General features: G+C 64.3%; 11 protein-coding genes and 1 pseudogene. 9 read left to right on the top strand and 3 right to left on the bottom strand.

Annotated features, from left to right (window positions below):
* The 7 genes and pseudogenes from JWQ24_RS26165 to JWQ24_RS26195 form a co-directional block, all read left to right on the top strand.
* Positions 1-195: pseudogene (locus tag JWQ24_RS26165) on the top strand (formyltetrahydrofolate deformylase); the annotation flags it as partial.
* A 5-nt stretch (positions 196-200) separates the two neighbouring features.
* On the top strand, positions 201-1700 hold the full coding sequence (locus tag JWQ24_RS26170; RefSeq protein WP_299814758.1) for an FAD-linked oxidase C-terminal domain-containing protein: 1500 nt from the start codon (positions 201-203) through the stop codon (positions 1698-1700).
* A 100-nt stretch (positions 1701-1800) separates the two neighbouring features.
* Positions 1801-3039, top strand: a complete 1239-nt coding sequence (locus JWQ24_RS26175) for an FAD-binding protein (protein WP_299814761.1) — start codon at positions 1801-1803, stop codon at positions 3037-3039.
* Positions 3036-4349: a glycolate oxidase subunit GlcF gene (gene glcF / locus JWQ24_RS26180; protein WP_299814764.1), complete on the top strand. Its 1314-nt coding sequence runs from the start codon at positions 3036-3038 to the stop codon at positions 4347-4349. The genes JWQ24_RS26175 and glcF overlap by 4 nt, the downstream gene beginning before the upstream one ends.
* Positions 4350-4439: 90 nt before the next feature.
* The gene (locus JWQ24_RS28640) at positions 4440-5066 is read left to right on the top strand and encodes a hypothetical protein (RefSeq protein ID WP_366521467.1); all 627 of its coding nucleotides are present in this window, start codon (positions 4440-4442) and stop codon (positions 5064-5066) included.
* 507 nt (positions 5067-5573) lie between these two features.
* Positions 5574-6563 (top strand): TorF family putative porin, encoded by a 990-nt coding sequence (locus JWQ24_RS26190; protein WP_299814767.1) that lies wholly within the window; start codon positions 5574-5576, stop codon positions 6561-6563.
* Positions 6564-6640: 77 nt separating this feature from the next.
* Positions 6641-7138: an HPP family protein gene (locus tag JWQ24_RS26195; RefSeq protein WP_299814770.1), complete on the top strand. Its 498-nt coding sequence runs from the start codon at positions 6641-6643 to the stop codon at positions 7136-7138.
* Between the two features lie 68 nt (positions 7139-7206).
* Here the strand turns inward: JWQ24_RS26195 and JWQ24_RS26200 are convergent, their stop codons facing one another.
* Positions 7207-8946 carry an ABC transporter ATP-binding protein/permease gene (locus JWQ24_RS26200; protein WP_299814773.1) on the bottom strand — a complete coding sequence of 580 codons (1740 nt, stop codon included), beginning with the start codon at positions 8944-8946 and terminating at the stop codon, positions 7207-7209.
* 282 nt (positions 8947-9228) lie between these two features.
* On the opposite strand from JWQ24_RS26200, the gene JWQ24_RS26205 reads away from it, so the two are divergent.
* Positions 9229-10896, top strand: coding sequence for an L-lactate permease (locus JWQ24_RS26205; protein WP_299814776.1), 1668 nt, complete (start codon positions 9229-9231; stop codon positions 10894-10896).
* A 266-nt stretch (positions 10897-11162) separates the two neighbouring features.
* Positions 11163-11465, top strand: a complete 303-nt coding sequence (locus tag JWQ24_RS26210) for an META domain-containing protein (protein ID WP_366521468.1) — start codon at positions 11163-11165, stop codon at positions 11463-11465.
* A 49-nt stretch (positions 11466-11514) separates the two neighbouring features.
* Here the strand turns inward: JWQ24_RS26210 and JWQ24_RS26215 are convergent, their stop codons facing one another.
* Together JWQ24_RS26215 and groL are read right to left on the bottom strand one after the other, a co-directional pair.
* Positions 11515-12735 carry a hypothetical protein gene (locus JWQ24_RS26215; protein ID WP_299814782.1) on the bottom strand — a complete coding sequence of 407 codons (1221 nt, stop codon included), beginning with the start codon at positions 12733-12735 and terminating at the stop codon, positions 11515-11517.
* A 171-nt stretch (positions 12736-12906) separates the two neighbouring features.
* Positions 12907-14562 carry a chaperonin GroEL gene (gene groL, locus JWQ24_RS26220; protein ID WP_299814785.1) on the bottom strand — a complete coding sequence of 552 codons (1656 nt, stop codon included), beginning with the start codon at positions 14560-14562 and terminating at the stop codon, positions 12907-12909.
* Positions 14563-14616: the final 54 nt, after the last annotated feature.

The following is a 14616-nucleotide window of genomic DNA, read 5'->3' on the forward strand; positions in this document are numbered from 1 at the left end:
CACTACGTCACCGCCGATCTCGATGAGGGCCCGATCATCGAGCAGGACGTCGCCCGCGCCGATCACAGCAAGACGGTGGAGGACCTGACGGCCATGGGCCGCGACACCGAAAGCCAGGTGCTGGCACGCGCCGTCAAGTGGCACAGCGAGCACCGGGTGCTGCTGAACGGCCACAAGACAGTGATCTTCAAATAACCGCCATGACAACCAACGCCTCGCAGGAGATGACCCAGGTGCAGCGCGCCGAGCGCCAGGCGGCCGTGGTGCGCGCGCTCAAGCCGCTGCTTGCGCCACAAGCGCTGATCTGGAACGCCGAGGAAACCACGCCCTACGAGTGCGATGGCCTCACGGCCTATCGCCAGCGGCCCCTGGTGGTGGCGCTGCCCGAAACGGAGGCGCAGGTCCAAGCCGTGCTGCGCGCCTGCCATGCGCTCGATGTTCCGGTGGTGGCGCGCGGCGCCGGCACCGGCTTGTCCGGTGGCGCGATGCCTCACACACTGGGCGTGACGCTGTCGCTCGCCAAGTTCAATCGCATCCTCTCGATGGACGCGGCCAGCAGAACGGCGCGGGTGCAATGCGGCGTGCGCAATCTCGCCATCAGCGAGGCCGCGGCGCCGCTGGGCCTGTATTACGCGCCCGACCCCTCCAGCCAGATCGCCTGCACCATCGGCGGCAACGTGGCCGAAAACTCGGGCGGCGTGCATTGCCTGAAATACGGCCTGACGCTGCACAACGTGATCAAGGTGCGCGGCTTCACGGCGCAAGGCGAGGCCGTTGAATTCGGCAGCGACGCGCTCGATGGCGCGGGGCTCGACTTGCTGGGGGTCGTAATCGGCAGCGAAGGCATGCTCGCGGTCACCCTCGAAGTGACGGTCAAGCTCACCCCCAAGCCGCAGCTGGCGCGCTGCATCATGGCCAGCTTCGACGACGTGCGCAAAGCCGGCGACGCCGTCGCAGCCGTGATCGCAGCCGGCATCATCCCCGCTGGACTGGAGATGATGGACAAGCCGATGACCGCCGCCGTGGAGGATTTCGTGCACGCCGGCTACGACCTCAGCGCCGAGGCGATCCTGCTGTGCGAGAGCGACGGCACGCCCGAGGAAGTCGAAGAAGAAATCGGCCGCATGAGCGCGGTGCTGCAATCAGCCGGCGCCACGGCGCTGGCCGTCAGCCGCGACGAAGCCGAGCGGCTGCGATTCTGGAGCGGCCGCAAGAACGCGTTCCCGGCGTCCGGGCGCATCAGCCCCGACTACATGTGCATGGACTCGACCATCCCACGCAAGCGGCTGGCCGACATCCTCTTGGCGATCCAGCAGATGGAAAAGAAATACGCGCTGCGCTGCGCCAACGTGTTTCACGCCGGTGACGGCAATCTGCATCCGCTGATCCTGTATGACGCCAACAAGCCCGGCGAGCTGCAGCTTGCGGAGGATTTCGGCGCCGACATTTTGCGGCTGTGTGTGGAGGTCGGCGGCGTGCTCACCGGCGAGCACGGCGTCGGCATCGAGAAGCGTGACCTGATGCCGGAAATGTTCAGCGAGATCGACCTCAACCAGCAGCAGCGGATCAAGTGTGCGTTCGATGCGCAGGGGCTGCTGAACCCGGGGAAGGTGTTTCCGACCTTGCATCGGTGTGCAGAGCTTGGCCGCATGCATGTGCATGCGGGCCAACTGGCGTTTCCGGATTTGCCGCGGTTCTGATGATGAGTTTGCGGCACCCCCATCCCGGCCTCCGGCCGACCCTCTCCGCAAGAGGGAGGGAGGCGACTAGCGACCTCGATAACAACAAGAAGAAATTGACGTGGATATTTTGAAAGTACGCGACGCCCAGGACGTCGAGACCGCGGTGCGCGCGGCGATTGCCGGCGAGCAGCCGCTGGAGATCGTCGGTCACGGCTCCAAGCGCATGGTCGGCCAGCCCGTGGCGACCAATGCGGTGCTCGATCTCTCCGCGCTGAATGCGGTGACGTCCTATGAGCCCAACGAGCTGATCCTCACGGTGCAGGCCGGTGCGCCGATGGCCGACGTGCTGTCGCTGGTCGATTCCAAGAACCAGCAGTTCTCGTTCGAGCCCATGAACACCTCGCAGCTACTCGGCACGCCGGACGTCGGCACGATCGGCGGCATGATCGCGGCGGGGCTCGCCGGGCCGCGGCGGATTCAGGCCGGCGGCGCGCGCGATCATCTGCTCGGCGCGCATGCGGTGTCCGGCTTCGGCGACAGCTTCAAGGCCGGTGGCCGCGTGGTGAAAAACGTCACCGGCTACGACCTGTGCAAGCTGCTGGCTGGATCGTGGGGCACGCTGGCAGTCATGACCGAGGTGACGCTGAAGGTGATGCCACGGGCCGAGAGCGAGCGCACGCTGCTGCTGCGCGGGCTCGACGATCTCCAGGCGAACAAAGCGATGACCGCCGCGCTTGGCTCGCCGTTCGACCTGTCGGGCGCGGCGCATTTGCCGGGCTCGGCGCTGCGCACCACGCAGGGGCCGCTCGGCGATATCGCCGAGCCCGATCAATCGGTGACGTTGCTGCGGCTCGAGGGCATCACGGTGTCGGCGAAGCATCGCGCCATGTCGCTGGCGGCGACGTTGGCCTCGTTCGGCACGGCGGAGATCGTCGAGGACGGCGTGTCCGCCGCCTTGTGGGCCGGTATTCGCGATGTCGTGCCGTTCGCGGCCAACGGCCCGCGCGCAATGTGGCCGGTGTGGCGCATCGTCTGTCCGCCTGCCTCGGGCGGCAAGCTCGGACAGGAGATCGCCAAGGCTTCGCAAGGCGAGGTGATCTACGACTGGGGCGGCGGGCTGATCTGGGCGGCGCTGCCGCCGTCGGCCGACGCGCAGGCTGCGCCCTTGCGCAGGCTGGTCAATGCGGCCGGCGGCCACGCCACGCTGATCCGCGCGCCGGAGCAGGTGCGGCGCATGGTCGATGTGTTTCATCCGCAAGCCCCGGGTCTTGCCGCGCTCGGCGAGCGGGTGCGCAACAGTTTCGATCCGAAAAGCATTCTCAATCGCGGCCGTATGGCGCGTGGACAGACGACATGAAAACCGAATTTACCCTGACGCAACTCGCCAATCCCGACATTGCCGAGGCCGACAAGATCCTGCGCGCCTGCGTGCATTGCGGCTTCTGCACCGCGACGTGCCCGACCTATGTGCTGCTCGGCGACGAACTCGATAGTCCGCGCGGTCGCATCTACCTGATCAAGGAGATGCTGGAGAAGGACCAGAAGCCGACCAAGGAAGTGGTCAAGCACGTCGACCGCTGCCTTTCGTGCCTGGCCTGCATGACCACGTGCCCGTCCGGCGTGAATTACATGCATCTGGTCGATCAGGCGCGGGTCAAGATCGAACAGGACTACACACGGCCATTCACCGAGCGCGCGCTGCGGTCGGTGCTGGCGATGGTGTTGCCGCGGCCGAAGTTGTTTCGCGCCAGCATGGTGCTGGCGCGGCTGGCCCGGCCGCTGGCGGCGCTGCTGCCCTCGACCCGGAACCAGTCCAATCCAAATCTGCTGAGTCGGCTCCGCGCCATGCTGCTGCTGGCGCCGTCCCGGCTGCCGGCGCCAGCGCCGCAGGGCGGCAACGTGTTTCCGGCGCAGGGGCCACGGCGCGGCCGGGTGGCGCTGCTGCAGGGCTGTGCCCAGCAGGTGCTGGCGCCACGCATCAACCAGGCGGCAATCCGACTGCTGACGCGGCACGGAATCGAGGTGGTGCTGGTCCGCGACGAGCAATGCTGCGGGGCGCTGACCCATCATCTCGGCCGCGACGGCGACGCGCTGGCCAGGGCGCGCGGCAATATCAGCGTTTGGCTCGGTGAGGCCGATCGCGGCGGGCTCGACGCTATTCTGGTGACCACGTCGGGCTGCGGCACGGTGGTCAAGGACTACGGATATCTGCTGCGCGAGGACGCCGAATTCGCCGGCCCCGCGGCCAAAGTATCGGCGCTCGCCAAGGATATCAGCGAATATGTCAGCGGGCTCGATCTCCCTGCGCCGCAGGAGCGTAGCAATCTCGTCGTCGCCTATCACTCGGCGTGCTCGCTGCAGCACGGACAGAAAATCACGCAAGCGCCCAAAGAATTGCTTTCCAAGAGCGGATTCGTGGTGAAAGATATCCCGGAAGGCCATCTATGTTGCGGGTCGGCGGGCACGTACAACATTCTCCAGCCTGACATTGCGAGCCGATTGCGCGACCGCAAGGTGGCCAATATCGCGATGCTCAAGCCCGATATCATCGCCGCCGGCAACATCGGCTGCATGGTTCAGATCGCCGGCGGCACCGGCGTGCCGGTCGTGCATACGATCGAACTTCTGGATTGGGCGACTGGCGGTCCCCGTCCCGGATTGAACTGAGCGAACAAGGCCGCGCGCTGGCGCGGACCGCGTCGAAGGACAATGCGAACGCTGGATCGCTCCCGGTCGGCGCCCCAACAGGAGGACCACATGGCGAAAGACAAAAAATCCAAGAAGGACAAAAAGGACAAGAAAAACAAAAAGAAGCTTCTGATGGCGGCAAAGGCCGTGAAGAAGGGTCCCAAGAAGTCCGCGAAGAAGGTTGCCAAGAAGTCGGCCAAGAAAGCCGTGAAGAAAGCCGTGAAGAAAGCGGCCAAGAAGGCCGCGAAGAAGTCGCCGGCCAAGAAGGCTGGCAAGAAAGTCGCCAAGAAGACGGTCAAGAAAGCCGTCAAGAAGACGGCCAAGAAAACCGTGAAAAAGGCTGCCAAGAAAGCTGCGCCGAAAAAGGCCGCGGTGAAGAAGGCCGCCCCCAAGGCCGTCGTGAAAAAGGCCCGCGCCAAGAAGGCGGCGGCGCCCTCGGTGAGCGTGCCGGAAGAGTTGATGAACACGGCTGCCCCGATCGCGACGCTTGAGCCGGTGTCGCTGCCGCCCAAGCCGCCGAAGAAGCCGCGCGCGCCGCGCAAGCCAAAGCCGGTTGCCCAGACGGCGCCCGAACTGCCACCCGAGACGTCGGATTGGTCCGAGCCAGAGCCCGATCCGACCCCCGTCGAGGGCCATTCCAGCGGCGAAGCCACGCCCGACGAGACCGATCTGCTGGATCGCGACGACACCCATTAGGCCCCTCAAGGGCCGACCCGGTTAAAGACCGAAGGCCGCAACGTTCACCGTTGCGGCCTTCGGCGTTAGGGGGAACGCGTGAAGGTCGCCATCTCGAATCCTCCCCCGCCAAGGTGGGACGTCGCGCTGATCGGGCGTGCCGTTATAATTGATGCGCCCGGGGATACGCGCGGTAAGCGAATCGATGCGGGCATTTGCGCGTCGATTCCGGTGAAAAAAAGTATCGCTAAACCTCAGCGGTGCCGAAACTCCGCTTGGGGTGGGCGGTGAATGTTTCAATTCGCGTTTTCCCCGGCGTGGAGCCGGCTCAAAGCTGTTGTGATTGTGCAACACCAAAGAACATCCTCTCACGGAAACGTCAGAACGCCCAATAAGTCGGCAACTGCTAGTTTTTTTAACTTCTCGTTCCTCCCATTGCGCCCCAGAGTTGCGTCAGGTTCAGGGTTTCGCAGTACCGCTGTCCAAGGGGCACGACACTGCATTGGTTCAAATGCGATGGGGAAGAACATGAAGAAAATTATGATCACGGTTGCGGCGATGCTGGCAGTGGGTGTGAGCTCCGCTTCGGCCGCCGACATGGCCGCCAAGATGTACAAGAAAGCGCCGCCGATCGTCGCTTTCGATCCCTGGGACATCGCCTTCGGCAGCGCGATCATGAGCAACTACGTGTTCCGCGGCGTGACGCAGTCGAACGGCCAGAAGGGCTCCGTCGCCGCTTATTTCGAGCCGCGCTACAACATCACTAAGGACGTTCAGCTGTACGCCGGTGTCGCCGGTGAGAGCATCTCCTTCGCCAACCGCGCCGCCATGGAGCTCGATGGCTACTTTGGTATCCGCCCGACCTTCGGCGCCGCCGCGTTCGACTTCGGCTTCTGGTACTACGGTTATCCGGGTGGCCAGTGCATCGATACCGTTCAGAACGGCGGCGTTCTCTGCCCGGTCGGTTCGTCGGCACTCGCGAACGGCAACGTCGCCAAGAAGGATGCGAGCTTCTTTGAGGGTTATGCCAAGCTCAACTACACCTTCAACGACTACTTCTCGCTCGGCGGTAACGCTTACTACTCGCCGAACTTCCTGAACCTCGGCGCTGAAGGTACCTACGCTTCGGTCACCGGTAAGGTGATCGCGCCGTCGACATGGTTCGGCACCAGCGGCATCGGCTCCTACGTTTCGGGTGAGTTCGGTCGCCAGTGGCTGGGTACTTCGGACTCGTTCTACTCGCTGACCCCCGGCGTTGGTCCCGGCATCAAGTATGCCGACTACAACACCTGGAACATCGGCATCGGCTTCACCTACAAGGTGTTCACGCTGGACCTGCGCTACTCCGACACCAACCTATCGAAGGGTGATTGCAACGCCTTCACTTCGGACTTCACCGCTTCGGGCACCTCCGATCGTACCGCGATCAATCCGGGTGGCGCTGGCTCGAGCTGGTGCGGCGCGACCGGCATCGTCAAGCTGTCGGCTGACCTGACCGCGATGACCAACCTGAAGTAAGTACTTCACCTGGCATTCAGGGGCGGCAGAGAAATCTGCCGCCCTTTTTGTTTGCGCGGGTTTTGTCGGAGTTTGGCATGGAACGGGATGGGCGAGACGTGTGGCTGGCGATCCGCCTCTTTGAGCGGCGCCATTGGCAGGCCGGCATCATCGCCGGGCTTGGTGCTGCGATCGCCATCGGTGCGATGCAATGGTTCTCCGCCGCCGCGCATTATCCGCTCGTTATCATTCCCTTTGCGACCTCGATCGTGCTGGTGATCGGATCGCCCGACGCTGCCCCGGCGCAGCCGCGCGCGCTGATCGGCGGTCACGTCATCTCGGCGGTGATCGGATGTCTGGTGCTCAAGTTGACCGGCCCGCAGCCCTGGGTAGCGGCGATGGCGGTGGGTCTTGCCGTGCTGGCGATGGTTCTCACCGGCACGTTTCACCCGCCGGCCGGCATCAACCCGCTGCTGGTGGTGTCGAACAATCTGCCGTGGAGTTTTGTGATTGCGCCGGTGCTGATCGGCGCGCTGTTGCTGGCGGCGTTCGCATGGGCTTGGCACCGCTGGGCGGGGCGGCGGGTGTGGCCTTAGCAGCGATATCGTGTGCGTGATGCCGCGGTCGGCCATCGCCCGCTTGCGCGAGCGATGGCCGCTGCGAGTTACGCCGGCTTCGTCGCACCCTCGGCCAGCGTGTAACCCGCGGCCGATTTTGCCAGCGTGACGTTGCGCAGGTGGAACGCCTGCAGCGTGCTGCGGTGGCCGATCGAGACCACGGTGGTGGCCGGCAGTTTTTCCGCGATCAAGCGATAGAGGGCGGCTTCCGAGGGCTCGTCCAGCGAAGCGGTGGCCTCGTCGAGAAACAGATATTGCGGCTTGTGCAGCAGCGCGCGGGCGACACCGAGACGCTGCTGTTCACCGAGCGACAGCATCCGGTTCCAGTGCGCCTCCTCGTCGAGCCGAGGCAGCAGCGCCGGCAGCCCGACCGCCGCCACGGCCTCCGCGATCTTTTGCGGCGTGAACGCGCTGGTCTCGGCGGGGTAGGCGATCGCGTCCTGCAAGGTGCCGACCGGAAAATACGGCCGCTGCGGCAGCATCATCAGTGTGGCGTCCGCGGGAATCGCGATCCGGCCCTTTCCGAACGGCCAGATGCCGGCGATGGCGCGGAACAACGTCGACTTGCCGGAACCGGACGGGCCGGTGAACAGCGTGCTCTCGCCGCCTCGGAACTGGAAGGCGTCCGCGGCCACCAGCGGCGTGCCGTCGGGCAGGCTAACGGCGACATCGGTGAGGTCGATCGCGCCGTTGCCGGCGCGCGCAACGTGGACGGTCTCGGGTTTGGTGGTCAGCGTCTCGGCGCTGGCGATGGCCTGTTCGAAACCATCGAGACGGGCGACGCCGGCCTGCCATTCGGCCAGCGTGCGATAGGCCGTGATGAAGAACGACAGCGCGTCCTGCACGCTGCCGAAGGCCGATGCGGTCTGCATCATGCCGCCGAGCTGAACCTTCTCGGCAAAATAGGCAGGCGCGATCAGCACGTAGGGGAAGATCACCGAGATCTGCGAATAGCTGGCGGTGAAGGCGGTGAGCTTCTTGGTGCGGCTCATGATCGCCAGCCAGTTGCCGACCACGCGGGCAAACCGCGTCGATAGCCGCAACCGCTCGACCGGCTCGCCGTGCAGCAGCGCGATCTGTTCAGCGTTCTCGCGGGCGCGCACCAGGTTGAAGCGGAAGTCGGCTTCATATTGCTGCTGCTGGAAATTCAATCCCATCAGCGGGGCACCGATCAGATGCGTCAGCACGGTGCCGATTACCGCATAGATCAGCGCGGCCCACACGAGATATCCGGGGATCGGAATGTCGCGGCCGAACATGTGCAGGGGGGCCGCATCGGACAGGCCCCACAGGATGATGACGAAGGACGCCAGCGTCACCACGGAGCTCAGCAAGCCGACGCCGAGCGACAGCGTGCGGTCAACGAACAATTGGGTGTCTTCGGCGATACGCTGGTCGGGGTTGTCGGCGGCGTCGCCTTGCAGCTGCATGCGGTAGTGATTGCCATGAGCCAGCCAGCCGCCGAGATAGCGTTCGGTCAGCCAGCGACGCCAGCGGATCTGCAGCCACTGATTGAGATAGAGCTGGTATACTTTGAGAGCGATGAAGATCGCCGCCAGCACTGAGAAGTAACCGAGCTGATAGGTGAAGACGTCGAGATTGCGCTCCTGCAGCGCGTTGTAGAACACGTTGTTCCAGCGGTTGAACAACACGTTTAGCCCGACCACCGCCAGCTCGATGACGATCACCGCCGCCAGCAGGCCGCGGGCCATCCATTTGTCTTCGGAGCGAAAATACGGGATCGCGATCCGCCAGACGGTCGCGAGTGTGGAGCGCATGTTGTTCACAGATCGTCTCCGGAGGGGGGCCTCAAGGCCCTGAATAGGCGGGATTTTCAATCTGTAGACTAAAGTTGCTGATTCGATGGTCTGCGGCGTCTTGTCGCGAATTGTTGATCACCCTAGCATGCTGGCACGGCGAGGGGCGGGGGCCTTTCCCGATGCATGCGGCAACGGCATCCGGCAGCCGACGGTGCGTGCATTCCCTGAAGCCTCCACCCCGATGCCGCGAGTGGCCCGGGCTTCCACGCAAGTCGGGCCTCCAAAATTCAGCGTGGGGGGAGAATCGCTATGTGGAATCAGGTCTACAATCCATTCAACAGCAGTACGCTCTCAACCATCGTCGCGGCCATTCCGGTGGTCGTGCTGCTAGTGCTGATCGCCACCAACAAGGTCAAGGCGCATATCGCTGCGGTGATCGCGCTGGTGCTGGCCAATCTGGTCGCGATCTACGCCTTCACCATGCCGGCCAACATGTCGGTGCGCGCCTCGGTGCTCGGCATCGTCACCGGCTTCTTCCCGATCGGCTGGATCGTGCTCAACGTCATCTTCATGTATCGGCTGACGGTGGATAGCGGCCGCTTCGAGATATTGCAGCGCGCGATCGGCGGCGTCACCGCGGACCGCCGCCTGCAGATCCTGCTGATCGCATTCTCGTTCGGCGCATTCTTCGAGGGCGCCTCCGGCTTCGGCACGCCGGTCGCCGTCACCGGCGCCATCCTGATCGGGCTCGGCTTCTCGCCGCTCGCCGCCTCCGGCCTGTCGCTGATCGCCAACACCGCGCCCGTCGCCTATGGCGCCTTGGGCACGCCGATCCAGGGCCTCGCCACCGTCACCGGCTTCGATCCCTTCATTTTGGGCGCGATGGTCGGCCGGCAGTTGCCGGTGTTCTCGATGATCGTGCCGTTCTGGGTGGTGTGGGCTTTTGCCGGCTGGAAGGGCATGAAGGAAGTCTGGCCGGCTATCCTGGTCACCGCTTTGTCCTTTGCGATTCCTCAGTTCCTGATCTCGAACTACATCAACCCCTGGATCGTCGATATCGGCGCGTCGCTGATCTCTATGGCGACGCTGATCCTGTTCCTGAAGGTCTGGCAGCCGAAGAAGATCTGGACCTCGGCGGCGCTGCGCACGCGCGACGATTCGGCTTCCACCGTGCCGCCGGTCAAGCCGTTCAATACCGAGCCGCTGAGCACGGCCGAGGTGTGGCGCGCGCTGACACCGTGGATCATCCTGTGCATCATCCTGCTGATCTGGGGCACCAACTGGTTCAAGGGCATCGTCAACCCGATCTTCACCTGGAGCTACCCGGTGCCCGAGCTGCACAACATGATCAACAAGGTGCCGCCGGTGGCGGCGAAGCCGACGCCGGAGGGCGCGGTGTTCGCCTTCACCTATGTGTCGTTCACCGGCTCCGGCATGCTGCTCGCCGCGATCATCTCCGGCTTCGTGATGGGCTTCTCGCCCTGGAAGATGATCATGGAGTACGGCCGCACCATCAAGCTCTGCGCCTATTCGCTGATCACGATCTCGGCGATGCTGGCGATCGGCACGCTGACGCGGCTGTCAGGCGTGGACGCGACGCTCGGTCTGGCGTTTGCTGCGACAGGTGTGCTGTACCCGTTCTTCGGTACGTTGCTCGGCTGGCTCGGCGTCGCGCTGACCGGATCGGATACGGCCTCCAACGTGCTGTTCGGCAATCTGCAGAAGATCACTTCGGAGCAGCTCGGCCTGTCGCCGATCCTGATGAGCGCTGCGAATTCGTCGGGCGGCGTGATGGGCAAGATGATCGACGCGCAGTCGATCGTGGTGGCCTCCACGGCGACCGGCTGGTTCGGGCATGAGGGCACGATCCTCCGATTTGTGTTCTGGCACTCCATCGTGCTGGCCTGCATGGTCGGCTGCTTCGTGATGCTGCAGGCCTATGTGTATCCGTTCACCGAGATGGTGCTGAAGCCGTAGTCCATGCAGTGCCCCTTCGCCTTTCCCTGCGCGCGAAGCAAAGCTTCGCCAGAGGGAGAGGCGAAGGACATGGCCGTCTCTTTGACGCCCGATTTGTGCGCGAACGGGTATTCTCCCTGTGCCGACGTTGCGGCGATGCCCATTCCCACCTTTCGAGAGTGCAAATGATTTCAACGATCAACCTGTTGCGTGCCGGCGTGGTCGGCTCGGCCTTGCTGCTGGGCCTGCCCGTTTACGCCGCCGAGGAATTCCCGTTCGGGCTTGAGATGACGCTCGACGCCAGCCGGATGCCGGGGTCGAAGCGCGTGCCCAATCTAGAGATCGGCGACGCCGGCGAGACTCGCGTCGAGCTGTGGTGCAAGGGCGGCAAGGGACAGTTTTCGGTGGCCGGCGACACGGTCGTCTTCGTCGCCGGTGTAATGGAAGCGCGCGACTGCCCCGCGGCGCGCGCGCAGCTCGACGACGATCTGTTGGCGACGCTGAGTGCCGCGACCAACTGGAAGCGTCAGGGCGACGCCGTCACCTTCATCGGCACAAAGCCGCTGCGGTTCAGGCTGAATACGAACTGACCGGCTGAGGCGCGCGACTACAAGCGGGTAAAGGGGAGGCGGTCTTTATCTACTTCCATACCGACTTGTCGGAATCCCAGCGCTGCGCCTTGAACTCTGCGGCAAGGGCCGCCACCGCGCCGTTGTCATCGCGGGGGTCGCTTTCCTCGTCGGTGTTGGCGGTGTCGGCGAGGTTCAGCTTGGCGCCGGAGGTTTCGTCGGAGGTCGCGATCGACGGCGTGCTGATCCACGCGATGAGCTTGTCGGACGCGCCGGGCTTGTCGGCCGCGACGATGGCGCCGACCTCGACGGTCTCGGTGAGTTCGAGCGCCGGCAGCACCTGGCTCGGGCGCTTGAAGGAGAGCTTCATGCGTCCGGTTTCGTCATCCCATTTGACACCGGCGGGCTTGGCCGACAGCGACTTCGCCAACACGGTGGCGAGCGCGGCTGCGACCTTGTCGCGGTTGATCTTGTCGCCATCGCGCCACTCGGCGGCGTTGAAGCGGACGGTGCGCTCCATGTCGACGCTGCCGCTGGTCCAGCCGGCATTGACCACGCCAGGATAGGTCTTGGCCTTGGCGATAAAGGCGCCGGCGCGTTCCGGATCGATGTTGAGGTTGATGACCTGCTCGCCGGCCCGCAGCGCGTCGCAGGACACGCTGAGGCTTGAGAGCGACACCTCGACGGCCTGGCCGCGCAGCGAGCGCACGAAATCCAGCGCGGCTTCCAGCTTGATCTTCACCGCCACCGCCTCCGGCGACACTTCGGTGAAATCCTTCGGCGCAGCCGCGATGTTGTCGTCGGTTGTCTGGTTGTCGCGGTATTCCTTCTCGCTCTGGTCGGAATTGTCCGTCGATGTCACGTTGTTGGTGGTCTGGCCTACCGAGATCTGGCCCTTGAACTCGAAGGTGTCGCCGGTCGGCCGCCGCGCCAGCTTTACCGTTACCGGCAATTTGTCGATCTGGCTCTGGGTGGCGCCGGTCAGGCTCTGGCCGCTGACGGTGAGGTCGGCGACGAAGCGGTCCTTGCGCTCGGAGCCTTTCTCCGCGGGATAGCAGACGTCGAGTGTGGCGGCGGTGACGGCCTTGCCCTGCCGGGTCTCGCGCAGCACCACGTCGGCAAAGCCGTCCATCAACCCGTCGATGGAGGTGAAATAACGCGTCTCGCTGACCGACGCCCCCTTCGCGGCCGGTGAGGCTGCGGGCTTCATCATCTGGGCGGAGGCGATGTGCAGGGTCGTCACGCAGGACGAGGCGGTAACAGCAAGCAGGCAAACACGAAGCGCGCGCATGTCAAATTTCCTTGGGACGATCACCGGAGGCGAACGAGAGTCCACCCTAGAGGCTTTTATGGCCGGATTGAATCAGAACACGCCGGCACGCGAAAGGTCCATTCGCATCCGGCAAAAAGAAGGCCGCCCGGAGGCGGCCTTCGATCATCGTTGCGGTTGCGAAGGATGGGCTTAGAAGCCCATGCCTCCCATCCCGCCCATGCCACCCATACCGCCGCCGCCAGCCGGCATCGCCGGGGCTGCGTCGCGCGGCAGTTCGGCGACCATGGCTTCGGTGGTCACCAGCAGGCCGGCCACGGAGGCCGCATCCTGCAGAGCGGTGCGAACCACCTTGGCGGGGTCGATGATGCCCTTGGCGACCATGTCGACATACTCTTCGTTCTGGGCGTCGAAGCCGAAGGTCTCGGACTTGTTCTCCAGGATCTTGCCGACCACGATCGAGCCTTCGACACCGGCGTTTTCCGCAATCTGGCGGATCGGGGCTTCCAGCGCCTTCAGCACGATGTTGATGCCGGCCTGGATGTCGGAGTTGTCGTTGGAAAGACGGCCAACGGCCTTCTTGGCGCGCAGCAGGGCGACGCCGCCGCCCGGCACGATGCCTTCCTGGACAGCTGCACGGGTTGCGTTGAGCGCGTCATCGACGCGGTCCTTCTTCTCTTTCACTTCGATCTCGGTCGCGCCGCCGACGCGGATCACTGCAACGCCGCCGGCCAGCTTGGCCAGACGTTCCTGCAGCTTCTCGCGGTCGTAGTCCGAGGTGGTTTCCTCGACCTGCGCCTTGATCTGGTTGACGCGTGCCTCGATCGCGGCCTTCTTGCCGGCGCCGTTGACGATGGTGGTGTTTTCCTTGTCGATCACGACCTTCTTGCAGCGGCCGAGCATCGCCAGCGTGACGCTTTCCAGCTTCATGCCGAGGTCTTCCGAAACCAGTTGTCCGCCGGTCAGGATCGCCAGATCTTCCAGCATCGCCTTGCGACGATCACCAAAGCCCGGTGCCTTGACGGCCGCGACCTTGAGGCCGCCGCGCAGGCGGTTGACGACCAGGGTGGCGAGCGCTTCGCCTTCGACGTCCTCGGCGATGATCAACAGCGGCTTGCCGCTCTGAACCACAGCTTCGAGCACCGGCAGCATCGCCTGCAGGCTGGAGACCTTCTTCTCGTACAGCAGGACGTACACGTCCTCGAGTTCGACGGTCATCTTCTCGGCATTGGTGACGAAGTAGGGCGAGAGATAGCCGCGGTCGAACTTCATGCCTTCGACGATCTCGACTTCGGTCTCGAGCGCCTTGTTCTCTTCGACGGTAATGACGCCTTCATTGCCGACCTTCTGCATCGCCTGGGCGATCATCTTGCCGATGGCGGCGTCGCCGTTGGCAGAGATGGTGCCGACCTGGGCGACTTCAGCGGTCGAGGCGACCGGCTTGGCGCGCTTGGTGATGTCCTTGATGACGGCGGCAACCGCGATGTCGATACCGCGCTTGAGGTCCATCGGGTTCATGCCGGCGGCAACCGACTTGGCGCCTTCACGGACGATCGCCTGGGCGAGCACGGTGGCGGTGGTGGTGCCGTCGCCCGCGGTGTCGTTGGTCTTGGAGGCGACTTCGCGCAGCATCTGCGCGCCCATGTTCTCGAACTTGTCCTCAAGCTCGATTTCCTTGGCGACGGTGACGCCGTCCTTGGTGATGCGGGGAGCGCCGTAGCTCTTCTCGATCACGACATTGCGGCCCTTGGGACCGAGCGTGACCTTGACGGCGTTGGCGAGAATATCGACGCCGCGCAGCATGCGATCGCGCGCGTCTCCGGAAAATTTAACGTCCTTGGCGGCCATGATGGCTCCTGTTGTTGAGATAAAGTGACGGCGGAGCGCGCGGGGCGCGCCCCG

This window comes from Tardiphaga sp. (assembly GCF_028290495.1).
Classification (GTDB): domain Bacteria; phylum Pseudomonadota; class Alphaproteobacteria; order Rhizobiales; family Xanthobacteraceae; genus Tardiphaga.

What these genes read in the sequence shown, in the direction of transcription:
- JWQ24_RS26195 (WP_299814770.1), top strand. Translation starts at nt 6,641, where the DNA reads ATGGAACGGGATGGGCGAGACGTGTGGCTGGCGATCCGCCTCTTTGAG.
- glcF (WP_299814764.1), top strand. Translation starts at nt 3,036, where the DNA reads ATGAAAACCGAATTTACCCTGACGCAACTCGCCAATCCCGACATTGCC.
- JWQ24_RS26215 (WP_299814782.1), bottom strand. Translation starts at nt 12,735, where the DNA reads ATGCGCGCGCTTCGTGTTTGCCTGCTTGCTGTTACCGCCTCGTCCTGC.
- JWQ24_RS26170 (WP_299814758.1), top strand. Translation starts at nt 201, where the DNA reads ATGACAACCAACGCCTCGCAGGAGATGACCCAGGTGCAGCGCGCCGAG.
- JWQ24_RS26190 (WP_299814767.1), top strand. Translation starts at nt 5,574, where the DNA reads ATGAAGAAAATTATGATCACGGTTGCGGCGATGCTGGCAGTGGGTGTG.
- groL (WP_299814785.1), bottom strand. Translation starts at nt 14,562, where the DNA reads ATGGCCGCCAAGGACGTTAAATTTTCCGGAGACGCGCGCGATCGCATG.
- JWQ24_RS28640 (WP_366521467.1), top strand. Translation starts at nt 4,440, where the DNA reads ATGGCGAAAGACAAAAAATCCAAGAAGGACAAAAAGGACAAGAAAAAC.
- JWQ24_RS26210 (WP_366521468.1), top strand. Translation starts at nt 11,163, where the DNA reads ATGACGCTCGACGCCAGCCGGATGCCGGGGTCGAAGCGCGTGCCCAAT.
- JWQ24_RS26205 (WP_299814776.1), top strand. Translation starts at nt 9,229, where the DNA reads ATGTGGAATCAGGTCTACAATCCATTCAACAGCAGTACGCTCTCAACC.